General features: G+C 57.2%; 21 protein-coding genes and 1 tRNA gene. 11 read left to right on the top strand and 11 right to left on the bottom strand.

Annotated elements, in window-relative coordinates:
• Nucleotides 1-7: 7 nt before the first annotated feature.
• The 3 genes from PFY00_RS04295 to PFY00_RS04285 are packed head-to-tail and all read right to left on the bottom strand — an operon-like array spanning nt 8 to nt 3,026.
• Complete coding sequence (locus PFY00_RS04295) at nt 8-1,018, bottom strand: ABC transporter substrate-binding protein (protein ID WP_271431264.1); 1,011 nt, start codon at nt 1,016-1,018, stop codon at nt 8-10.
• The gene (locus PFY00_RS04290; protein ID WP_271431263.1) at nt 988-2,364 is read right to left on the bottom strand and encodes a sensor histidine kinase; all 1,377 of its coding nucleotides are present in this window, start codon (nt 2,362-2,364) and stop codon (nt 988-990) included. The genes PFY00_RS04295 and PFY00_RS04290 overlap by 31 nt, the downstream gene beginning before the upstream one ends.
• Nucleotides 2,361-3,026, bottom strand: a complete 666-nt coding sequence (locus PFY00_RS04285; protein ID WP_271431458.1) for a response regulator transcription factor — start codon at nt 3,024-3,026, stop codon at nt 2,361-2,363. Before PFY00_RS04285 ends, PFY00_RS04290 begins: the two co-directional genes overlap by 4 nt.
• 107 nt (nt 3,027-3,133) lie before the next feature.
• On the opposite strand from PFY00_RS04285, the gene PFY00_RS04280 reads away from it, so the two are divergent.
• The 4 genes from PFY00_RS04280 (at nt 3,134) to PFY00_RS04265 (ending at nt 7,407) form a co-directional block, all read left to right on the top strand.
• Entirely contained in the window at nt 3,134-4,114 is a 981-nt protein-coding gene (locus tag PFY00_RS04280) for a tripartite tricarboxylate transporter substrate binding protein (RefSeq protein WP_271431262.1), read from the top strand.
• A gap of 76 nt (nt 4,115-4,190) precedes the next feature.
• Nucleotides 4,191-4,673 (top strand): tripartite tricarboxylate transporter TctB family protein, encoded by a 483-nt coding sequence (locus tag PFY00_RS04275; protein ID WP_271431261.1) that lies wholly within the window; start codon nt 4,191-4,193, stop codon nt 4,671-4,673.
• A gap of 12 nt (nt 4,674-4,685) precedes the next feature.
• Nucleotides 4,686-6,203: a tripartite tricarboxylate transporter permease gene (locus PFY00_RS04270; RefSeq protein WP_271431260.1), complete on the top strand. Its 1,518-nt coding sequence runs from the start codon at nt 4,686-4,688 to the stop codon at nt 6,201-6,203.
• The gene (locus PFY00_RS04265; protein WP_271431259.1) at nt 6,193-7,407 is read left to right on the top strand and encodes a CaiB/BaiF CoA transferase family protein; all 1,215 of its coding nucleotides are present in this window, start codon (nt 6,193-6,195) and stop codon (nt 7,405-7,407) included. Before PFY00_RS04270 ends, PFY00_RS04265 begins: the two co-directional genes overlap by 11 nt.
• Nucleotides 7,408-7,420: 13 nt before the next feature.
• On the opposite strand, the gene PFY00_RS04260 is transcribed toward PFY00_RS04265, so the two are convergent.
• Nucleotides 7,421-8,332, bottom strand: coding sequence for a dihydrodipicolinate synthase family protein (locus tag PFY00_RS04260; protein ID WP_271431258.1), 912 nt, complete (start codon nt 8,330-8,332; stop codon nt 7,421-7,423).
• A 404-nt stretch (nt 8,333-8,736) separates the two neighbouring features.
• A tRNA-Lys gene (locus tag PFY00_RS04255) sits at nt 8,737-8,812 on the bottom strand.
• Between the two features lie 129 nt (nt 8,813-8,941).
• Between PFY00_RS04255 and dapF the strand changes: the two genes are divergently transcribed.
• The 5 genes from dapF to PFY00_RS04230 all read left to right on the top strand — a co-directional run bounded on the left by dapF (nt 8,942) and on the right by PFY00_RS04230 (nt 13,058).
• Nucleotides 8,942-9,775 (top strand): diaminopimelate epimerase, encoded by an 834-nt coding sequence (dapF, locus tag PFY00_RS04250; RefSeq protein ID WP_271431257.1) that lies wholly within the window; start codon nt 8,942-8,944, stop codon nt 9,773-9,775.
• Entirely contained in the window at nt 9,772-11,028 is a 1,257-nt protein-coding gene (gene mtaB / locus PFY00_RS04245; RefSeq protein WP_271431256.1) for a tRNA (N(6)-L-threonylcarbamoyladenosine(37)-C(2))-methylthiotransferase MtaB, read from the top strand. The genes dapF and mtaB overlap by 4 nt, the downstream gene beginning before the upstream one ends.
• Before the next feature lie 53 nt (nt 11,029-11,081).
• Nucleotides 11,082-11,510 (top strand): hypothetical protein, encoded by a 429-nt coding sequence (locus tag PFY00_RS04240; protein WP_271431255.1) that lies wholly within the window; start codon nt 11,082-11,084, stop codon nt 11,508-11,510.
• 56 nt (nt 11,511-11,566) lie between these two features.
• Nucleotides 11,567-12,247, top strand: coding sequence for an FMN-binding negative transcriptional regulator (locus PFY00_RS04235; RefSeq protein ID WP_333908191.1), 681 nt, complete (start codon nt 11,567-11,569; stop codon nt 12,245-12,247).
• 118 nt (nt 12,248-12,365) lie between these two features.
• Nucleotides 12,366-13,058 (top strand): CDP-alcohol phosphatidyltransferase family protein, encoded by a 693-nt coding sequence (locus PFY00_RS04230; protein WP_271431254.1) that lies wholly within the window; start codon nt 12,366-12,368, stop codon nt 13,056-13,058.
• Between the two features lie 12 nt (nt 13,059-13,070).
• Here the strand turns inward: PFY00_RS04230 and PFY00_RS04225 are convergent, their stop codons facing one another.
• The 6 genes from PFY00_RS04225 to PFY00_RS04200 form a co-directional block, all read right to left on the bottom strand.
• On the bottom strand, nt 13,071-14,039 hold the full coding sequence (locus PFY00_RS04225; protein ID WP_271431253.1) for an ABC transporter ATP-binding protein: 969 nt from the start codon (nt 14,037-14,039) through the stop codon (nt 13,071-13,073).
• Nucleotides 14,036-15,004 carry an ABC transporter ATP-binding protein gene (locus PFY00_RS04220; protein ID WP_271431252.1) on the bottom strand — a complete coding sequence of 323 codons (969 nt, stop codon included), beginning with the start codon at nt 15,002-15,004 and terminating at the stop codon, nt 14,036-14,038. The genes PFY00_RS04225 and PFY00_RS04220 overlap by 4 nt, the downstream gene beginning before the upstream one ends.
• Nucleotides 15,001-15,879: an ABC transporter permease gene (locus PFY00_RS04215; RefSeq protein ID WP_271431251.1), complete on the bottom strand. Its 879-nt coding sequence runs from the start codon at nt 15,877-15,879 to the stop codon at nt 15,001-15,003. Before PFY00_RS04215 ends, PFY00_RS04220 begins: the two co-directional genes overlap by 4 nt.
• A complete protein-coding gene (locus PFY00_RS04210) occupies nt 15,876-16,850 on the bottom strand; it encodes an ABC transporter permease (RefSeq protein ID WP_271431250.1) in 975 nt (324 codons plus the stop codon). The genes PFY00_RS04215 and PFY00_RS04210 overlap by 4 nt, the downstream gene beginning before the upstream one ends.
• Nucleotides 16,851-16,997: 147 nt before the next feature.
• Nucleotides 16,998-18,554 carry an ABC transporter substrate-binding protein gene (locus PFY00_RS04205; RefSeq protein WP_271431249.1) on the bottom strand — a complete coding sequence of 519 codons (1,557 nt, stop codon included), beginning with the start codon at nt 18,552-18,554 and terminating at the stop codon, nt 16,998-17,000.
• A 103-nt stretch (nt 18,555-18,657) separates the two neighbouring features.
• Nucleotides 18,658-19,563, bottom strand: a complete 906-nt coding sequence (locus tag PFY00_RS04200) for a LysR substrate-binding domain-containing protein (protein WP_271431248.1) — start codon at nt 19,561-19,563, stop codon at nt 18,658-18,660.
• 120 nt (nt 19,564-19,683) lie between these two features.
• Between PFY00_RS04200 and PFY00_RS04195 the strand changes: the two genes are divergently transcribed.
• Together PFY00_RS04195 and PFY00_RS04190 are read left to right on the top strand one after the other, a co-directional pair.
• Nucleotides 19,684-21,309 (top strand): amidohydrolase, encoded by a 1,626-nt coding sequence (locus PFY00_RS04195; RefSeq protein WP_271431247.1) that lies wholly within the window; start codon nt 19,684-19,686, stop codon nt 21,307-21,309.
• Entirely contained in the window at nt 21,309-22,163 is an 855-nt protein-coding gene (locus PFY00_RS04190) for a CobW family GTP-binding protein (RefSeq protein WP_271431246.1), read from the top strand. The genes PFY00_RS04195 and PFY00_RS04190 overlap by 1 nt, the downstream gene beginning before the upstream one ends.
• Nucleotides 22,164-22,200 lie beyond the last annotated feature (37 nt).

The raw sequence follows: 22,200 nt of genomic DNA, 5'->3' as shown, positions 1-22,200 counted from the left end.
GGATGGATCACTGCAAAATTGCGTTGGTCCATTCCTTTTGAAACGCCCGCCGTTTTAATGCGTCGAGATAAACAAGCAGTCCTGGCCCCAGATTGATGCGGCTCAGGGCTGCACCGTCTGATGGCCCCAACCAGCGCCTGATGTCAAAATTACCGCTGTTGCTGTGGGCCTGCTCCAGCATGTGATCCGCAAAACGACCGGCAAGTTCAGGCGAAGGCGCGGTCTTGGGCACCACCACAGATCTCAACATGACCGTTGTGAAATCAGATGGCAGGACAATTCGTATTCCATCCAAATCGCTGCGCTGGAACGCATAGCTGCCCAACACATTATACGCGACAGCCAATTCGCCCGAAGCCACGTCGTCGATCATTTGCGAAGAACAGCAATAAAGCCGTGCCCCTAGACTGCCCATGACTTCGGTCAGTCGCCAATAGGTTTCCGAAACCCTGCTTTCCTGCGTGGCAAAAAGATATCCCAAACCAGACTGCCGCACATCATACGTGCCGACTCTGCCGCGAAAGCGTTCAGGATTGCGGCGCATCGCGGTGATCAGATCTTCTCGGCTACGCGGCATGTCCAAACCCTGAAATGCCGCTTCGGAAATTACGATTGCTGCGGGTTCCTGCGTGAAGGCAAACACCATGTCGTTCCATTTCGCCCAAACCGGCAGCGCGCCTGTCACGCCGGAGACATGTTTTTGCACGTATCCGTCGTTGGCAAGCTTAGTCTGCAGGTCCATGGCACTGGAAATAACCAGATCGAACGGCTGCGACTGCTGCAGAACTGCGCCCATAACTTCGGTCGAACTGGCAACCGTGTAGTCGATAAAGGTGTCTGGATTATTGGCCAGATAGCTTTGGATCATCGGTGAAAAGATCGCCGTATCCGTCGTTGACAGAATGCGCAGAACCTCTGGCGCCTGCTTGGGGCCAAAGGTGGAATGATCTTCGATTTCAAACGCCGCAACCCGCGCCGCAACAAGGATCAGGACGAGGGAAAAAACAAGCTTGCGCATGCGCCGCCTCCTGCATTGTTTTCCAAAATTAGTCGACCGCCATGGGCCGTCGCGACGTCCCGTGCAATGGTTAGCCCAAGGCCTGATCCGACGATGCCGTGCACATTGTCCCCCCGCGTAAACCGTTCTGCCAAATCCGCATCACCGGTTTTGGGGAACCCGCGGCCTTCGTCACAAACCTGAAGGCTTATTCCGGTGTCGCCCTTGGTCAGTCGAATTTCAACGCGGGTGTCTGCAGGGCTGTATTTGATCGCATTGTCCAAAAGATTGCGCAGGGCATTTTGCAAAAGGATGCCATCTCCTTGGATAGAGGCTGGATCAGATCGCACAATCACAAGGTCGATTTCGGCGATTTCTGCAACCGGGCGAAGCCGTTCGACCATGTCATTGACCAAAGAGGCCAGATCCACCTTTTCCTGCGCGAGACTGTCCAGTCGAAAGGAAACCATGGCGTGGTCCAACAACTGACCAGCGGTTCGGGAGCTTTCATCAATCGCTCCGATCATTTCGCGCATGGCGGCTTTGTTTTCCGGCTTCCGGATGTGGCGCTGGATGATTTCAGCCTTGGTTCGCACAACGGCCAATGGTGTTCTGACACGGTGCGCGGCCTCTGCAATGAAATCTTCCGACCGGTTCAGGGATGCCTCCAATCGGGACATGAAACCGTTCAAAGACGTCACCAAGGGCGCCATTTCCTGTGGAACGGCCGCCGTGACAGGCCGCAAATCGGTTGGGCCCCGACGCGACACCGACGCCGCTAGCCTGTCGAGTGGTCGAATGGTGGCGCGAGCAGTCAGCCAAGCCAGAACCGCCGCCAGTGCGAAAAACCCGGCACCAACCCCGAGCGCCAATCTGGAGGATCGCGCCAGTGTCTGCCTTTGGCCCGACAATGTCTGTGCAACGCTAACCTCTAGCCGGTCGCGGCCTAAATCAGCCGAAAACGATCGGCTGACCGACGCGATACGAACCTCTTCACCCAGAAAATCGGCGGACATATAGGCCGTTTGACGGGCCTTGCTCAGCGGGGGACGCGGAAGCTCGGCATAGCCAGTCAGGACGTCTTCACCAAAACGAACGACGTAAAAGACCCTCTCATCGGTGACGCTGTCCAGCATGGACAAGGCCGAATAGGGCAGATCAACGATCACTTCGCCATCAACACTGCGGGCGCTGTCGATCACCGAAAGCGCCGAGGCCGCCAAAATATTGTCCTGACTTTGTTGTGCCACCTGGCGGGCCACAGACTGAACCACGAAGTACAAAAGCACCGCCAACAAGGCAGATGCACAGAAAAGCAAAATCAAAAGCCTGCGCTGGATCGAGCCTGACAAAACCGGCTGTGTCATGATTGTTCCAGCTTGTAGCCAAGCCCGCGAACGGTGACGATCCCCACGTCAGAACCACTCAGGTGTTTGCGCAGGCGGCCGACATACACTTCGATCGCGTTTTCCGAGACATCATCGTCATAGGAAAACAGCCGGTCGACCAAGGCCGATTTCGAGAAGATTTTTCCAGGCGCGTTGATGAAAACCTCGAACAATCGCAGCTCGCGGGTGCGCAACTGGATGTCCAAGCCACGTATATTCAGGACCCCGGTGCCAGAATCGAATCGCAGCTTGCCCAAGACTTTCTGGTTGCTGACATCGCCGCCACGGCGTCGCATCACTGCCCGGCAGCGGGCCTCCAGCTCGGCAAAATCGATTGGTTTGACCATGTAATCGTCGGCACCCAGATCGAGCAGACTGATCCTGTCGGACACTTCGGAACGCGCGGTCAACACAATGATCGGCGTCCTGCTTTGCTTACGTCTTTGGTGCGCCAGAAAATGGCTGCCATCTCCGTCAGGCAGCATAATATCCAACAAAATCATATCGTAAGACGTTGTGGCTGAAAAATCCTTGGCTGTCTCAAGATCTGCTGCATGATCCACCACATGCCCGTCCAGACTGAGACGATCAACCACGGCCGTTGCAAGAGGCGCGTTATCTTCGACCAGTAAAAACCGCATGCGCTCGGGTTCCTTCGTCATCCATGTCAGCTTCGTGTCAGGTTCTTTATGCACACCATTCGGCACGGGCGCGCATACACCATGCCGCCAAATGGGAGGAATAATCTATGACTATTGCAATGGGCCGCCGCGCCCTTCTTGCTGCTGTGGCAGCCTTCGCCATGTCCGGACCTGCACTGGCCGATGGCCACAAGGTACTCGACAAGATTCACTTTCTGATCCCCGGCGGCGCCGGTGGTGGTTGGGACGGCACCGCACGCGGCACCGGTGAGGCGCTGACAAACGCCGGTCTGGTGGGTTCGGCATCCTATGAAAACATGTCCGGCGGCGGTGGCGGCAAGGCAATCGGCTATCTGATCGAAAACGCTGACAGCCTGCACGACACCCTGATGGTAAACTCGACTCCGATCGTGATCCGTTCGCTGACCGGTGTTTTCCCACATAACTTCCGTGACCTGACACTGGTGTCCGGCACAATCGGCGACTACGCCGCTCTTGTGGTCAACGCAGACAGCCCGATCAATTCGATGGCTGACCTGATCGCAGCCTACGATGCAGACGCCAACGGCACAGCCATCGGCGGCGGTTCGGTTCCCGGTGGTATGGATCACCTCGTGGCAGCGATGGTCATGGAAGCTGCGGGCAAAGACGCGCTGAACGTCAAGTACATCCCCTACGACGCTGGCGGCAAAGCCATGGCAGCGTTGCTGTCGGGTGAAATCAAAGCTCTGTCCACCGGCTTCTCCGAAGCGGTCGCACTGGCCGAGGCCGGCGAAGTCAAAATCATTGGCGTGACCTCGGACGAGCGCGTGGATGCATTTGCAGACGCCCCAACCATGAAAGAGCAGGGGATCGACACGACCTTTGTGAACTGGCGTGGCTTCTTTGGTGCGCCGGGTCTGCCAGATGACAAGCTGGCAATGTACCAGGATGCCATCGCCAAGATGTATGAAACAGAAGAGTGGGAAGCCGTTCGGTCCCGCAACGGCTGGGTCAACATCCACAACCCAGGCGATGACTTCAAAACCTTCCTCGAGGGCCAGGAAAAGGTCATCGGTGATCTGATGAAGAAGCTCGGCTTCCTCTAAGGTCACGACTGTACGACACCGTCGGCGGCCGCGAGATAAAAATGCGGCCGCCGATTTTATTCAGGGAGGGGAAAGAATGGCACTCGATCGTTGGATTGCCTTTGTCATACTGTGTGTGTCCGTGGTCTACGCCTATGCTGCGTTTTTTACGATGGACCAGTTGCTACCACCATTCATGCAGCGAAATCCGATCTGGCCCAGCACCTTTCCCAAGGTTCTGTCCATCATGGCGATAGCGGCCTCGTTGATTATTGTTCTGGGGCTCGAAAAAGCGCCGGACTCCGACAAGGAGCCGGACATCGATTATCGCAGACTTGGCGATTACGAACTGATCCCGGCCCTGACGTTGCTCGGACTGATGGTGGCCTATGCCTTGCTGTTGCGTCCCGCCGGTTTCTTGCTGGCCACATCCGGATTTCTGATCATCGGAGCCGTCGTTTTGGGTGAGCGCAAGCTGCACATCCTGATCCCCGTCGCCTGCGTCGCCACGGGATTTGTCTGGTACCTCGTCGAAGAGGTTCTTGGCATTTTCCTGCGTCCCTTGCCGTTCTTTTTCTGAGGAGTTTGGACAATGATTGAAGGACTTCTCATCGGCCTCGGAGCCGCCTTTTCACTTCAAAACCTTATCATGGTGATTGCAGGCTGCCTGATAGGCACCTTCATCGGCATGCTGCCCGGCCTTGGGCCAATGTCGATCATTGCAATCATGATCCCGGTTGCAATCACGATCGGTGATCCATCGGCTGCCCTGATCCTGTTGGCCGGGGTCTACTATGGCGCAATCTTTGGTGGCTCGACCTCATCCATTTTGCTGAATGCACCCGGTGTGGCGGGAACCGTCGCCACCAGTTTTGACGGATACCCGATGGCCCGAAAGGGCCAGGCTGGCAAAGCGCTGACAATCGCTGCAATCGCGTCGTTTTGCGGTGGCACAATTGGTGCGATCCTACTGATGGTCTTTGCGCCAATGCTGTCGACCGTGGCGCTGCTGTTCCATTCCGCCGAATACTTCGCCCTCATGGTCGTGGGCCTGTCGGCTATCGCGGCCTTTGCCGGAACCGGCAACGTTGCCAAGGCCGTCTTGATGACGCTGCTCGGGCTGATCATGGCCACCGTCGGCGAAGGTGCGCTGTTCAACATGCCGCGGTTCACCATGGGAATGATGGATCTGCAGTCCGGGTTCTCATTCATCACTTTGGCCATGGCTATGTTCGCCCTGCCCGAGGCAATCTTTCTGGTGCTGAATCCGGCACGTTCGGCACAAGGGGGCGGCAACGGAAAGATCGAAAATCTTCGCATCACCCGCGAAGAAGGTCGCAAGATCGCCCCGGTGATTGGCCGCCAATCCGTGCAAGGCTTCTTTATCGGGGTTTTGCCCGGCGCCGGCGCCACGATCGCTTCGTTTCTGGGCTACGCGGTAGAACGCAATATCGCCAGCAAGGAAGAACAGGCGGAATTCGGAAAAGGGTCGGTCAAAGGATTGGCAGCCCCCGAAAGCGCAAACAACGCTGCCTGCACTGGATCCTTTGTGCCGCTTCTGACACTCGGCATTCCCGGGTCCGGTACAACCGCGATCCTGCTTGGTGCCTTGATTGCCCTGAACGTAACGCCCGGTCCGCGCCTCATGTTGGACGAGCCACAGATTTTCTGGGCCGTGATCATTTCGATGTATATTGGCAACCTCGTTCTGCTGATCCTGAACCTGCCGCTTATCCCCTACATCGCCAAAGTGCTCACGATCCCAAGAACGTTCCTGATCCCATTCATTTTGTTCTTTACGCTGATGGGCAGCTACATCGGTCAGAACAATGCGACGGAACTCTTGATCCTCGTTGGTATGGGCGTCTGCGCGACCATCCTGAGATTTGCAGATTATCCGCTGGCACCACTTTTGATCGGCTTCATTCTGGGGCGGATGCTGGAAGACAACTTTGCCCGCTCCATGCAGCTCTATGACGGGATCGGGTTTGTTCTGGACCGTCCGATGACACTGGGTCTTCTGGTGATAGCCGGACTGCTGGTGATCGTGCCCAGCTATCGCGCGCGCCGTGCCAAGGCCCGCCAGAAAGGTGTCGCCGATGGCGACTGATCAGAGGGCGGCGCAGAGTAGATCTGCGCCGCTTTCCGGCATCCGTGTGCTGGATCTGACCAACGTGCTCGCCGGGCCATATTGCTGCTATCAGCTGGCTTTGCTGGGCGCTGAAGTTATCAAGGTCGAACGCCCCGGGTCAGGGGATCTGGCCCGCGAACTTGGTGCTGACCCGGCTCGCAACGCGGCGGGTATGGGCATCAGTTTTCTGGCGCAGAATGCCGGGAAAAAATCAGTCACGCTGGACCTGAAGTCAGCCCATGGCAAGACGCTGCTGAAAAAACTGGTGGCTACCGCCGATGTTCTTGTCGAAAATTTCCGGCCCGGCGTTATGAAACGCCTGGAGCTGGATTACGACACGCTCAAACGGTCCCAACCCGAACTGATCTATTGCGCCATCAGCGGCTTTGGGCAGGAAGGGCCGCGCGCAAACGATCCGGCCTATGACCAGATCGTGCAGGGTGTTTCTGGCGTGATGTCGATCACCGGGGCGTCGGATACGGCCCCCTATCGTGTCGGCTATCCCTTGGCAGACACGACCGGCGGAATGACCGCCGCTTTCGCGATTTCAGCGGCGCTGAATGCGAAACCTCGGGGGGCATTTTTGGATATCTCCATGACGGATGCTGTGTTGTCCTCGATGGGTTGGGTTGTCTCGAACCATCTTATCGGCGGCGTCCCCCCTGCCCCGCATGGCAACGAGAACACAACCTCAGCTCCTTCAGGAACCTTTATGGCGGCTGATCGCCCCCTGAACATCGCCGCCAATCGCGAAGCGCAATGGCAAAGCCTTGCCCGTCATTTAGGTCGCGAAGAGCTGCTGGATCATCCGGACTATCGCACCCGCGAAGATCGCAAACGCAACCGGGATGCGCTGCGGTGCGCGCTGGAACAAAGTCTGCGCACAAAACCGGCCGAACATTGGGTCAGTGAACTGAACGCCCTTGGTGTTCCCGCAGGGCCGGTTCTGACAGTTCCGGACGCCCTGACCGACCGGCAAATGGTAGAGCGCGGGTTCATCGCAACGGTCACAACCAGTGACGAGACGCTGCCGATCACCGCCAGCCCCATCGTCGTAGATGGCGAACGCCCAGCGCCGGACACGCCGCCCCCCGATCTTGGGAAAGACAACGATCACATTTGGGCTGAGCTCGGACTGAGCGATGACGAGATTGCCGCGCTGAAATCCTCGGGTGTTATCTGAACACCCAAATGTCCTAGTGGCCCCAACGCAATGCAATTGGATCAAGCGGGCGGATCAATTCAAACAATTGGTCACGCGTCCAATCTGGCAAGGCCGGAATGGGGTGCCGGCAAAACGCCGAGTGAATAACGCCGCCCGCTTTCATGGTTTCTTTAGCTGCCCTGAACCCGCATTGGCGGTTCTCGTGATTGATTGCTGGCAGCACACGGGCATAGGCATCCAACGCCGCTTGTCGGTCCCCGTTCAAAAAGTGAGCGACAACCGGTTTGATCTGATCGGTAATGGTTGCCGAAGTCATTGTGCCTGTTGCCCCCGCATCCAGATCCGCCATCAGCGTGATCCCCTCTTCGCCATCGAAAGGTCCGTCGATATGTGCATCCGCTTCGGCCAAAAGTGCCCGAAGCTTGGCAGCCGTTCCGACGCTTTCGATCTTGAACAGTTTCAGCATTTCAATCTCGCGCGCCATTTTGGCCAGCAGCGGCACGCTCAGTTCCACCCCGGACAGCGGCGCATCTTGTAGCATTATAGGCAGACCAACCTCGCCTACTTTGGCAAATTGTTCATAAGTTTGCTCCGCAGTGCCCTTGAGCAAAGCACCGTGATACGGCGCCATCATCATGACAATGTCCGCCCCCATTTGCTTGGCCTCATTGGCGCGCCCAACAACAATGTCGGTTGCGAAATGGCTGATTGTCACAATCAACGGCACGCGCCCCGCCACATGCTCGACCGACATTTTCGTCAGATCGTAGCGTTCGGAATCGCTTAGCAAAAACTGTTCGGAATAGTTGGCCAAGATACAAATGCCATCCGAGCCCTGATCGATCATGCAATCGAGCACACGCGCAGATCCCTCCAGATCTAGAGTTCCATCATCATTGAATGCAGTAGGGGCGACGGGCCAAATGCCGGAATAGGGTTTCATTGTCGTGTCCGTTCTTGGATCAGGTGCGCATCATTTTGATGATCACACTCTAACCAAGTATCGACCGAAAGGAATCCTTATCCGGTTGCGATGCACGTCTTTCCATTTTCCAAACCAAGCTGCCGGCCGGCGATTCATTCACCTTCGATATCAGGCGGATCCAGAGCGCCCTTGCCGAATTGTTCAGCGATTCTCTTTGACGTCGCCACAGCAAGGGCAACGTGATCGACACAGCGCCAAATTGTCCGGAATCATGCGACCAGCCGTTCGTCGGCTGGCCTGCTTCACGCAGGCATACATCCGGATTCGCTGGCAAACTTGTGCCACCCCGCGCCTGCAACCAATGCGCATCGGACAGCAAATAGGCCAAGGCCTTAAGAACACACGATTTTATTGGAGATCAGTGGTGAGCCGTGCAGGGTTCGAACCTGCGACCCACTGATTAAAAGTCAGTTGCTCTACCAACTGAGCTAACGGCCCACTAGGCGGCGTATCTAGAAACTGCGCGGCACAGGGTCAACCCTTAAAATTGGCAAATTTCCGATTGATGTGAACTGCGACGTCCGGCGGCACTGGAAAGGGGCCTTTAACAAGCGTATATGCGCCCGCATGACGCATGCGAACACACCCTCAGTGCCTTTCATGAAAATGCATGGGCTTGGAAACGACTTTGTCGTGCTGGACGGCCGTGCGCGGCGCTTTGATGTAACCCCTTCGCTGGCCATTGCGTTGGCGGATCGGAATCGCGGCGTGGGGTTTGACCAACTCGCGCTGATCGAAAACCGGGGAACCGGGGACGCGCATCTCACATTCTACAATTCCGACGGCACCACATCTGGCGCTTGCGGAAATGCAACACGTTGTATCGGGCGCTTTCTCATGGATGAAAGCGGCCAATCCGCCTTGGAACTCACGACGGATCGCGGCACGCTTTTCGTTGAAGACAGAGGCGACGGTGTGACCTCGGTCAACATGGGTCACCCTCAGCTGACCTGGCGCGAAATCCCGCTGGCCGAGGAAATGGATACGCTGGAGCTACCGATTGAAGGCGCACCAACGGCCACGGGCATGGGCAATCCGCACTGCACCTTCTTTGTCGATGACGCCGAGGCCGTCGCGCTAGAGCACTTTGGCCCGCGTTACGAACACCATCCGCTCTACCCTGAGAGGACCAATGTGCAGGTCGCCAGTGTGATTGCAAAAGATCACATTCGCATGCGCGTCTGGGAACGGGGCGTCGGTGTAACGCTTGCATCGGGTTCTTCATCCTGCGCGACCGCGGTGGCTGCGGCAAGGCGTGGCCTGACCGGTCGCCATGTACGGATCGATCTTGATGGCGGCACATTGGACATCGATTGGCGTGACGATGGTGTCTGGATGACAGGGCGCACGTCTCATGTCTTTAACGGCGTCCTGACAGCCGATTGGCTCGATCAGATATGAGCGCGCCTCGCTTCACTACACTGGGTTGCAGGCTCAACGCCTATGAAACCGAAGCGATGAAACGTCTGGCCGAAGAGGCTGGCGTCAAAGACGCCGTGATCGTGAACACCTGCGCCGTCACGAATGAGGCGGTTTCAAAGGCCCGCAAGGAAATTCGCCGGCTGCGGCGTGAAAACCCGTCGTCTCAGGTCATTGTGACCGGCTGCGCTGCGCAGATCGATCCTGACAGTTTCGCAGCCATGGACGAAGTCGATGCCGTGATCGGCAATACCGAGAAAATGGCCCCCGAGACCTGGCAGGGGCTAGGTGCAGATTTCATCGGCCAGACCGAACGGATTCAAGTCAATGACATCATGTCAGTGACCGAAACAGCCGCGCATCTGATTGATGGCTTTGGCTCCAGAAGCCGCGCTTATGTCCAAGTCCAGAACGGCTGTGATCACCGCTGCACTTTTTGCATTATTCCCTATGGCCGGGGCAACTCGCGCTCGGTTCCCGCCGGGGTCGTTGTCGATCAGATCAAACGGCTTGTCCAAGAGGGCTATAACGAGGTGGTTCTTACCGGCGTCGATCTGACGTCCTGGGGTGCTGACTTGCCCGGCGAACCGCGGCTGGGCGATCTTGTGATGCGCATATTGCGCCTCACCGACGTTCCACGCCTGCGCATCAGTTCGATCGACAGCATAGAAGCTGACGAAAACCTGATGATGGCAATCGCCACGGAACAACGGCTTATGCCACATCTGCACCTCTCGCTTCAGCATGGTGACGACCTGATTTTGAAACGGATGAAACGTCGGCATCTGCGTGATGACGCGATCGCGTTCTGCGAAGAAGCGCGCAAGCTGCGTCCGGACATGACCTTTGGCGCGGACATTATCGCAGGCTTTCCGACCGAAACTGACGCGCATTTCGAAAACTCACTGCGCCTTGTGGCAGATTGCGATCTGACCTGGCTGCATGTCTTCCCGTATTCTGCCCGTCCCGGAACACCTGCGGCGAAAATCCCCAACAAGGTCGACGGCAATACGATCAAGGCGCGTGCTGCAAAACTGCGGGCTGCAGGATCTGCCGCGGTGCTCAAACATTTGCAGTCGCAAGTGGGCAGGCAACATGCGGTTTTGATGGAGTCGGTTGATATGGGAAGAACTGAACAATTCGCCGAAGTGCGCTTTAACGCCCCTCAAACCGTTGGCACCATCGTTCGGACCCAGGTTCAGGGTTTCGAAAACGGTCAGTTGACCGCGGCCTGAAACCGCAAAAATTTTGTCATAATGTTGCCTTGGTTCGGGTCTACGCCATTCGTATGACACGCAAAGAGACGGAAGCCAGACGGCTTTATTCCTACCTGACTGCCATCGGGTTGGTAACGGCGGCATGTTATTTGTGCTTGATTATGTGGCTTGCCATCCGTTCCCCCGAAGTCCTCAACCACGAGGACAAAGTGGTCGCCTTGATGATGGTAATTGTCCTTCCAGGCAGGCTGCTGCTTGAGAGGGTGTTCAATCTTTGCAACTCGCCCGAACGCCAGCGCGTTCGTATTTCGGGAATGCTATTCGTCGGATTGCTCGTTGGTCTCTACTCGACCAAAGGAACAACGGATTTTCTGGGTGCATCTGTTGAATTCGTCATGACCTTCCCTTGGGCTGCAGCGGTGTACATTGTGTTGGATGCGGTTAACGCCAAAACCTTCGCGGTGTGGAGCCAGCGGAAAAAGAACGTCGCGCGCGCCTGAGCGCTAATCAATCGCCAACGCGTTTCGTATCGATACAATGTTTTGCGTGACAGCCGATGATCGGCTTCGGCAAAAAGCAACACGATCCATTTGTCTTGGAACTTGTGATGCACCCCAATCCGATTTTCAGAAAAGCCGAAGCAACAAGAAGTCTCGAGTTCGCCCGATCACGCGGCTTTGGCATTCTTGCGATCTCGTCTGATACAACACCCTTGTTGTCGCATGTTCCGTTCCTGCTTTCTGCCAACGCCACCTACGCGCGGTTGCACCTTGTGCGCTCCAACCCGATTTGCCGCGTTGTTCAAGACGGCATTCCGGCCACGATCGCCGTCAGCGGGCCAGACGGATACGTTTCTCCGGACTGGTACGAAGTGCCGGATCAGGTGCCCACATGGAACTATGTCGCGGTACACTTGATCGGCACATTGCATGCACTGCCAGCAAAAGAGATGGAACAAACACTGGTAGTCCAAAGCGCCGGTTTCGAAGCGGGGCTGAACAAAACACCTTGGACGCTCGACAAAATGGATGCAGAGGTTCGTGACAGAATGATGCGGATGATTTTGCCGTTTCGATTTGAAATTCACGACATGCAAAGCACCTGGAAACTGAACCAGAACAAACCGGATGACGTGCGCCTACGCGCGGCTCAGCGCATTGGCGAAGGTCACGGCATGGAACTGGACGCCTTGGCGAGATTGATGACTGACCCGCCCAAGAACGGCGTAGATGGCTGAAGCGGCACCGCGTTTTCCGGGCAACCCGATTGTGTTTGGGTTATCGTTTTCTGACTTAAGGTAAGCCTGTTCTTCCAGTGCAATTGCAACCTGTGCGCATTTCGTCCATGACAGTCCCATGACAATGCAAATGCGCGCGCTCTTCGTACACCTCCTCACAGCCACCGGTGCAGTCTTTGCCATGCTTGCGTTGCTCGCTGCAGCGCAGGAGCAGTGGTCCATCATGTTCCTGTGGCTCGTGGTCGCTTTTGCCGTTGATGGCATCGACGGCCCATTGGCCCGGAAATACGATGTGAAAACCTATGCGCCGCGCTTTGATGGTGTCCTGCTGGATTTGATCATCGACTATTTGACCTACGTCTTCATTCCAGCTTTCGCCCTGTTCCAATCGGGGCTGCTGCCCGGCTGGACCGGGTGGTTTGCGATCATCGTCATCACCTTTGCCAGTGCAATGTATTTTGCCGACACCCGCATGAAGACGTCGGACAATTCGTTTCATGGCTTCCCCGGATGTTGGAACATGCTGGTACTGGTGCTCTTTGCGATTGAACCGAATTTCTGGGTTTCACTCGGATTGGTTGCCGCGCTTGCATGGGCCATGTTCTTGCCACTCAAGTTCATTCACCCGGTCCGGACCGAACGCTGGCGTTGGTTGTCACTGCCGATTGCGCTTGCGTGGACATTCTTTGCAGGCTGGGCCGCATGGGTGGATTTCCATCCCGACAGCTGGGCCCATTGGGGTTTGGTGGCCACGTCAATCTATTTGGTCGTCGTAGGTGTGATGCAGCAACTGATCCCTGCCAAACCCTGAAATCCCTGCCCCTTACCCCGGAAAATGACACGCCGTCTGGTGCGCATCACCAGCCAAGACCGGAGCCGTTTCCCGGCACAGGCTTTGCGCCTTGGGGCAACGCTCGGCAAAGGCGCAGCCCGTTGGCGGATTGATCGGGCTGGGAGGATCACCCTTGAGTTTCATCGGCCGGGTAAAGCCCCGCGACTTGCGCCGTGTCATCGAAGGTGCCGCCGCGAGCAGGGCCTGTGTGTACGGGTGCTGCGGCGCTGCAAACATTGCCTCGGACGAGGCCAGTTCGACGATCTGCCCCAGATACATTACCGCAACGTCCTGACAGACATGGCGCACCACACCAAGATCATGACTGATAAACAGGTATGACAGCCCCATTTCATCCTGCAATCGCGCCAGCAGATTCAATATCTGCGCCTGAATGGCCACGTCCAAGGCGCTGACGGGTTCGTCGCAGACCAACAGTTTTGGACCGGGGGCCAAGGCACGCGCAATTGAAATGCGCTGCCTCTGGCCACCGGAAAACTGGTGCGGGAAAAGACTCAGCTGATCAGGTCGCAGCCCGACCTTTTCAAACAATTCCCGAACAGTGTCACGGCGCTCAGCTTCGGTGCCGACCTGCAACAAATCCAATGGCTCGCGAACGATGTCACCCACCCGAGCACGCGGGTTCAATGACGAATAGGGGTCTTGGAAAATCAACTGAATGTCGCGTCGCCGCTGACGCATGTCCTCGGGGCTGAGCGTCAGCAGATCGTCGCCCTGGAACAGTACCTGCCCGCCCGCGGCCTCTTCCAGCCGAATAGCGGCCATGGCCGTCGTGGTTTTTCCAGAACCGGATTCACCCACGATCCCAAGGGACCGCCCCGGCATCAGCGTAAACGACACGCCCCGCACAGCCCTTAGAACAGGGCGCGGTTGGAACGGAGCGGGCCGAGGCAGTGAAAACTCAACACTCAGGTTTCGCACATCCAGCAAAGCGGTCATAGCCAACCCTCCGCAGCGCCATGGCAGGCTGCAAGATGCCCCCCAGTTTCGCGCAGGTCAGGTTTGGCCGACCGGCATTGATCACGGGCATGATCACAGCGCTCTGCAAAGGCGCATCCTGCACCGAGCAAATGGAGTGGCGGCACAACTCCGGGAATTTCGCGCAAGGCCCCGCCGTGATCGACCGAGGGAATGCAATCGATCAAACCCTGTGTATAGGGATGGCGCGAATGATCGAGCACATCATCCGCCTGCCCTGTCTCGATCACACGGCCTGCATACATGACTGCCACGCGATCTGCCATTTCCGACACAGCGCCCATGTCATGTGTAATCAACAGAACGGCGGCACCAAAATCATGCTGAATTTCGTTGAGCAGATCAAAAATCTGCGCCTGTACGGTGACATCCAACGCGGTCGTCGGCTCATCCGCGATCAGCACCTTGGGGCGACAAGACACAGCCATTGCGATCATCACCCTTTGGCGCATGCCCCCAGACAGTTGATGGGGATAGTCCCGCGCCCGAGCATCAGGGCTGGGAATGCCAACACGGTCCAGCAGGGCAACAGCATCGCGCCATGCTTGGTCCCGGCTGACGGTCTGATGCAAAAGAATGGCCTCGGCGATTTGGTGCCCAACGGTGAATACCGGGTTGAGGCTGGTCATGGGCTCCTGAAAGATCATGGCGATTTCTGCACCGCGCATGGCCCGAAGCCGGGCATCGCTGGCGCGCGTCAGGTCTTCTCCGGCCAGCCTTATTGCACCACCTGCGATGCGGCCCGGGGGCATAGGGATCAATCCCATGGTCGAAAGCGCGGTAATAGACTTGCCGCATCCGCTTTCACCCACCACGGCCAGTGTTTCACCGGCTTCGAGCGACAGCGACACGCCGTCCAGCGCGGTCACAACCCCATGGCGCGTGCTGAACGTCACCCGCAGGTCTTCTATCTCCAGCAGGCTCATCGTTCCCTCAGCTTTGGATTAAAGGCGTCGTTCAGGCCGTCGCCGATCAAGCTGACCGAAAACACCGTCAGAAAAATCGCGAGGCCCGGGAAGGTCACAGGCCACCACGCGTCGAGGATATATTCGCGGTTTGCACCGATCATCAGCCCCCAGCTCATGACATTGGGGTCGCCAAGACCAAGAAAAGACAAACCCGCTTCGAACAGAATAGCGACGCCGATCGTCAGGGTTGCGGACACAATCAGCGGCGGTGCTGCGTTGGGCAGGATCACACGCCACATGATCCGGCCATTCTTGGCCCCGATGGCCCGTGCCGCGGTTACGTATTCGAGCTCTTTGATCTTGAGAAACTCAGCTCGTGTCAGGCGCGCTGTTTGCGGCCAGCTGACCACACCAATAGCTATCGCGATGGTCCACAAGGACGGGCTGAAGAGTGTCACCAGAACCATTGCGAACAGCAATGCAGGCAACACCTGAAAAAACTCGGTGATCCGCATCAGCAGATTATCGACCCAGCCTCCGAAATACCCGGCCAATGCCCCGAGGCTGATGCCAATGACCATGGTGATCGCCGCCGCGGCAGCCCCCACAGCAAGGGTCGGGCCACCGCCTGCCAGAATCCCCGCGACGATATTGCGGCCCAGGTAATCCGTCCCCAAAGGAAACTCGGGCGTAACCCCGGGTGGCTCGTGCGGGGCCCAGACGATTTCATAGGGATCGCCTGAGTAGATCAGGGTTCCATACAGCGTCAGCACAACGATCACAGTCAGAATGGCGAGCCCGACCAATGCCGGGATGTTGCGCCGGAACATGCGCCATGCTTCGCGTGCCGGGCTTTCCGCCACCAGCGTGTTGTCGTTTTCGAGCCCGCTCATGTTCGCCCTCTCAGCCGTGGATCAGCCAGTCGATAGCTGAGGTCGGTCAGAATATTGGCCACGACGACCATTGCCGAGGCAAAGAACAGAACCCCCATGATCGTCGGATAGTCCCGCCTCAGAATGCTGTCGAAGGCCAATCGCCCCATCCCCGGCCAATTGAAAACCGTTTCGACAAGCAAGGCACCGGAAATCAGGTTGCCGAACTGCAGTCCGGCAACCGTCAGGATTGGCAAGGCGGCGTTCCGCAGGGCATGGCGGAACAAAACGGTGCGTTCTGCGGCACCCTTGGCCCGTGCTGTTCTGATGTAGTCGGATCCCAGCACCTCGAGCATCGAGGCGCGGGATAGCCGAGCGTATTGCGCCAGATAAATGATCGCGAGGGTAAAGGCAGGCAGGATCAGATGGTGCGCGATGTCGGCCCATTGAACATACCACGGCGCATCCCGCAGCTTGACGCTGGCCATGCCTTCGACAGGGAAAATCGGAAAGACCGATGCAAACAGGATGATCAACATGATCCCCGTCCAAAAGACGGGAACGGCATAGCCGATCGTCGCAAAGACAGAGACAAAGGCGCTCATCAATCCGCCCGGTTTGCGCGCGGCCAAAACCCCAAGGAAAACACCCAGCAGAATTGACAAGAGTTGGGCGGTGATGACCAGCAGGATCGTCGGCCCTATCCTTTGCGCAATCAGGCCCGCGACAGGCTGGTTGAAAAAGAAACTCTCGCCCAGATCACCCCGGATCACATTGCCCAGATAAATGCCCAACTGCACCAGAACCGGCTCATTGAGACCGTATTCCTCACGAATGCTTTCCAGCATTTCTTCGGTCGCACCACCCATTTCACCGGCAATGACCACCGCCGGATCCCCCGGAGCGAGACGTATGAGCAGAAAGTTAAGGACAACGACCCCGAGCATTAGCATCAGCCCGTAGAGTATTCGCCGTGTCAGGAAGCCGGACATACAGTCAGCCTTTGCTGGAAAACGTCGTCAGTTCAGGCCGGGTTTCGGAAGGCCTTGAAATCCATGGGCCATTCGCTAAGGCGCGGACGGCCAAAGTCTGTGCGGTTGGCCAAGGTCTGTGCAAACCCTGGCCAACTGCAATTGGTGTTACTCACCCCAGTGGACGGTATCCATTGGGTGCATGCTGCCCCAGATGCCCACAGGAACGTTCTGGAGCCGCTTGTCATAGGCCGTGTGGTACGGCAGCGCGTTGATCCAGTAGACAGGCAGGTCGGTTGCAACCAACTGCTGGAATTCAGCGTAGAGCGCGGCGCGCTTGGCTGGGTCCAGTTCGACAGCGGCCATGTTCAGCAACTCATCCACCTTGGCGTTGCTGTACTGCTGCGTGTTGGACCAGATCACGCCTTCGCGGATATTGTCGGACAGGTAGGTGCGGTGCACACCGATCACCGGATCACCCCAGTTGAACACCACGTCCATTGTCAGTTCAAAGTCATAAGAGCTAACGCGACCGGCCCATGTCGGGAAGTCTGGCGCGGCACGTACGGTCACATTGATGCCGATCTTTTTCAGCTGTGACTTGAGGTACTCTGCAACGCTTTGCTGCTGTTCTTTGGGTCCCGGAATATAGTCGACCGTCAGATCCATTCCGTCGCCAAACCCGGCTTCAGCCATAAGAGCATTGGCCTTGTCGAGATTAACATCATAGGCGGGAATGCTCTCGTCAAAGAATGGCGAGCCTTCGATGATCGGGCCGCGCTGCGGGCTGGAAACACCGCGATGCAGGGCCTTCGTGATGAAATCACGGTCGACGGCGTAGGCGATCGCCTGACGTACCTTGGGATCGCTCAGCTTTTCCGACTTGGTGTTAAACGCCAGCCAGTTGATCGGACCGACCGCCGCATAGCCGTCAGAGGTCACACCCAGATGTTCAGCCTTTTCCAAACGGCGGATTTCCTGGCTGCCTGCCATAAACGGATACATGTCCGCCTCTTGGTTTTCCATCGCGATCAGCAAGGCCGATGGGTCTTTGATGATGCGGATGATGATTTCATCCAGCATCGGGCGGCCATCGATAAAGAAGTTCGGATTCTTTTTCAGAATGACGGCTTCGCCGGGCGTGAATTCTTCGAGCATGAAGGGCCCCGAACCGATCGGCGCCGAATTGGCCGGATGCGATTTTGGGTCTTGGCCGTCATCGTAAATGTGCTTGGGCAGCACCGGCGCCAGAGCCGGAGACAGGGCCAGCAAAAGTGCGGGATGCGGTTTGCTCAGATTGATCACCACGGTGTGCGCATCGGGTGTATCAATGGTGTCGACCGGTGCAAACATCGACTGGAACGGGTGATTGTTCTTGGTGTTCATGATCGAGAAAGCGACGTCTTCGGCTTCGACCGGCTCTCCGTCGTGGAACGTTGCACCCTTTACGAGGTTCAGTGTGACGCTCATACCATCATCGGCCACGTCCCAGCTTTCCGCCAGATAAGGCTGCGGTTCCCAGTTTTCATCATAGCGCAGGGGCGATGCGAAAATCTGGGTGGATGGAATTGCCGTCGCAATACCAGATTGTACCGATCCGTTCAGGTGACGTGGCACCTGCGTGGATGCAATCACCAAGGTTCCGCCATCAGCAAAGGCCGCCGGAGCGGTCAGCGCCGTCGCACTCAACAGTGCAGCGCTTAGAATACTCTTGAAGTAGGTCATCAGATTCTCCCGGTTGGACTCTTGTCTCTTGATCCAAAGCCTAGCCGGGGCACTAAACACAGAAAACCGTGTTTTCTGATACTGTGCACCACATTTTATAAACTTAGCTGTCTGCCATGATTAGATGCGAAAACGCGCCCGCCTGCCCAACTTCCCTGCAGGTTTGCAAGACGGATTGCACCAAACTGGATCGGGCGGAACTGGCGGAATAGGCTAAACCAAACCGGGGGGCGTCTTCGGCATCGATGACAGGAAGGGCAACATAGCCACCGGATCCGTCTCGGTCCGTCGGCCCGCAAATATTCAAGAGCGAAAACCCGAACCCGGCCCCGACCAGCCCCCTCAGCACGAGGCTGGATTTCGTCGTATGAGCGACATCAACAGCCAGATCGCGGTTATCAAATAGACCCATGAAATATCGGCGCGTGCCCGGAAGATCCAAAAGGATCATGGGCATTTTTGACAAATCCGCCAGACTGACCGTCTTGGCCTGCGCCAACTGTTCGGTTGCCGGAATCAAAGCCCAGGGTGTCGCGCGGAACATGGCTTCGAACGGCTGCCGTTCAGGCGTTTCGCGTTTGTAAGTCAAGGCAACGTCGACCACACCCTCTGCCAGCATCTCGTTGATACTTTGCATGTCACCCTCGCGCAGATCGACACGGATTTGCGGATAGGCTGCGCGAATGGCCTTTAGAATCGGCGGCAACACATAGGGTGCCGATGGCGCATAGCAGCCCATGCGCAACACGCCTGACGGACTGCCGGTCAAACTCATCAAATCCGATTCCAGAATTCTGGCTTCGTCCAGAAAGCTTTCGATCCTTGCCCCAACCGCATGGCCCAAATCCGTCGCCACCAGTCCTTTCGCCGGAATTCGGCGGAACAGCTGTTGATCCAGCTCTGCCTCCATAAGATCAATCGCAGCAACGATTGAACTTTGAGATATATTTAATTCCTTGGCGGCTTGTGCGATCGATCCTCTGTGCAGAACCGTCACGAGATACCGCATTTGCTTGAGCGTAAAATTCAACCGCAATCTCACATTTTTTGTCGCTTACGCTGACAGTAAAAGCATTTTTGCTACTATCAACCCTTGTCTAACCCTAGGGATGAAACCCCGGAGGCCTCTATGTCGGACATCACTGTTTTTGCCGCTCGCAAAATCATCACAATGGATCCAAATCAGCCCGAGGCGACCCATGTCGCAGTACGAGACGGCTATATTCTTGCCGTCGGAGATGCAGAATGCGCCGATCCTTGGGGCGGCGGCACATTGAACAACGAACTGGCAGACAAGGTGTTAATGCCTGGGTTTGTCGAAGGTCACGCCCATATGATGGCCGGTGCCATCTGGGACTACACTTATGTCGGCTATCACGACCGCACAGACCCCGAGGGCCAGCATTGGAGTGGGCTCGACACCCTGGATGCCGTGGTGGAACGGCTGACCGAGGCAGATTCGAAACTGCCCAAAGGCAAACCGCTCGTCGGCTGGGGCCTCGATCCTATATTTCTGAGCGACGAAAGGCTGTCCCGCCGTCATCTCGACGCGGTCAGCGCAGACCGTCCAATCATGGTGATGTTCTCAAACTTCCATTTGCTTTGTGCCAATTCAGCCGCTCTCGACCTTGTCGGTTACGGCGCGCACACCAATGTCGAAGGCGTTGTTATGGGCGCGGATGGCGAACCTACGGGCGAGCTTCAGGAAATGGCTGCGATGTTCCCGGTCATGCGGCGACTTGGCGTTGACTTCCGGGCACTTAGCCTGCGCGAGGACGCAGTTCGCAGCTATGCCAAGGTTTGCCAGCGCGTTGGCGTTACGACAGCGACAGATTTGTTTTCCACCATCGAAGAATCCGACATCGGTCTACTGCATCGCATCACTGCCGATCGCGATTTCCCGCTGCGGCTGGTTCCGGCCCTGGGCACCACCGAAGCACCAGAGGCAAATGCTGCAAAGGCCCTCGCCCTGCGCGAACAGTCAACCGAAAAACTGCGCCTTGGCGCGATCAAGCTGATGACGGATGGCTCGATCCAGGGTTGGACGGCCCGGGTACGCTGGCCCGGCTATATCGGCGGACAGCCCAACGGTATTTGGAACACAGCCCCCGATATGATCCACGCTCTGTGCCTTGAAATGCAGCGCGCGGGTCTGCCCATGCACATCCACGTCAATGGCGACGAAGCCTCCGAAGTGGTCATGGACGCTCTGGCCGAGGCCAAAGCAGCCCACCCGCGCCCCGGCCTGCGACATGTTCTGCAACACGCCCAAATGATGGACGCGCCTCAGTTTGCCCGCGCCAGAGAACTGGATTTGTGCGTCAATCTCTTCGCCAATCATATCTGGTATTTCGGCGATCAGCACGTGGCCCAGACCATCGGACCGGACCGGGCCGCCTCCATGGATGGCTGCCGCGCGGCACTGGATGCGGGCGTGAATCTGGCGATTCATTCCGACGCACCGGTGACACCAATGGGACCTCTCTTTACTGCCTGGTGCGCCGTCAATCGCCAAACAATGTCCGGGCAGACGCTGGGGGCAGCACAAAGGCTTTCGGTACAAGAAGCGCTTTATGCAATCACTTTGGGCGCTGCATTCACCCTTGGTATGGATCACGAAATCGGCAGCATCGAAACGCGCAAGCGCGCCGATTTCGCTGTCCTTGGAGCAGACCCAACCCAAACCACACCAGAAACGCTTTGCGACATCCCCGTGCATGGAACGGTGTTGGGCGGAACGGTTCACCTGTTGTGATGCGCCTGCCACTGACGGTGATCGGGGGCTATCTGGGCGCTGGCAAGACAACGGTGCTGAACCGGCTGTTGTCTGAAACGCATGGGCAGCGTCTCATGATCATGGTGAACGATTTCGGCGCGGTAAACATAGACGCAGCGCTTTTGGAATCGCGTACAGACGATACCATTGCGCTTACAAATGGATGTGTCTGTTGCACCATGGGCGCGGATCTGTTCATGGCCATCGGCGACGTTCTGGACAGACCGGCCCGTCCCGACCACTTGCTGATCGAGGCCTCTGGCATTGGCGACCCCGCCGCAATCGCGAATGCCGCTCTGACTGAACCGGATCTGGCCTATGGTGGCATCGCCACGGTTATCGACGGCCTCACTTGGGATGCCCTAAGCCAGGATGCAAAGATCGGCGCCCAGATCCGCGGCCAGGCCGAAGCCGCCCAATTGCTGCTGATCTCGAAATCCGCAACGACCCCGGCGTTTCTGCCTGATCGGACAACGCAAAACTTGGCAACTCAGGTCCCCTTGGCTCCGCTTCTGCTGGATCAAAGACCGGTCTCGACACCCAGCCGAAAAACCATTCCCCATCCCGCCTATACCAATTGGAGCGGATGTCCCGCTCGGTCCATGACCGCGCCAGACTTGCGGGCAGTCCTGAACGCGCGACCAGACAACCTTTTCCGACTCAAAGGCTGGGTCGATGCCCCTTCCGGCAAAAGCTGGGAAGTGCACTGCGTGGGATCTCAAACCGACATTAAACCGGCGAAGAGGACCAAGGCCCATCTCATAGGGATCGGACTTGCAGAACAGTCCGACCCTTCAGTCTGGCAGTCTTGGCTCACAGCTTCTTTGTGCTGAAAATATCCCGGGGGCGCAGCGGCGCAGCCGCGGCGGG

The sequence above is a fragment of the Thalassococcus lentus genome (assembly GCF_028023555.1).
In the GTDB taxonomy this organism is placed as follows: domain Bacteria; phylum Pseudomonadota; class Alphaproteobacteria; order Rhodobacterales; family Rhodobacteraceae; genus Thalassococcus_A; species Thalassococcus_A lentus.
Note: the sequence above shows the minus strand (reverse complement) of the source record. Positions and strands in the feature narration are given on the sequence as shown.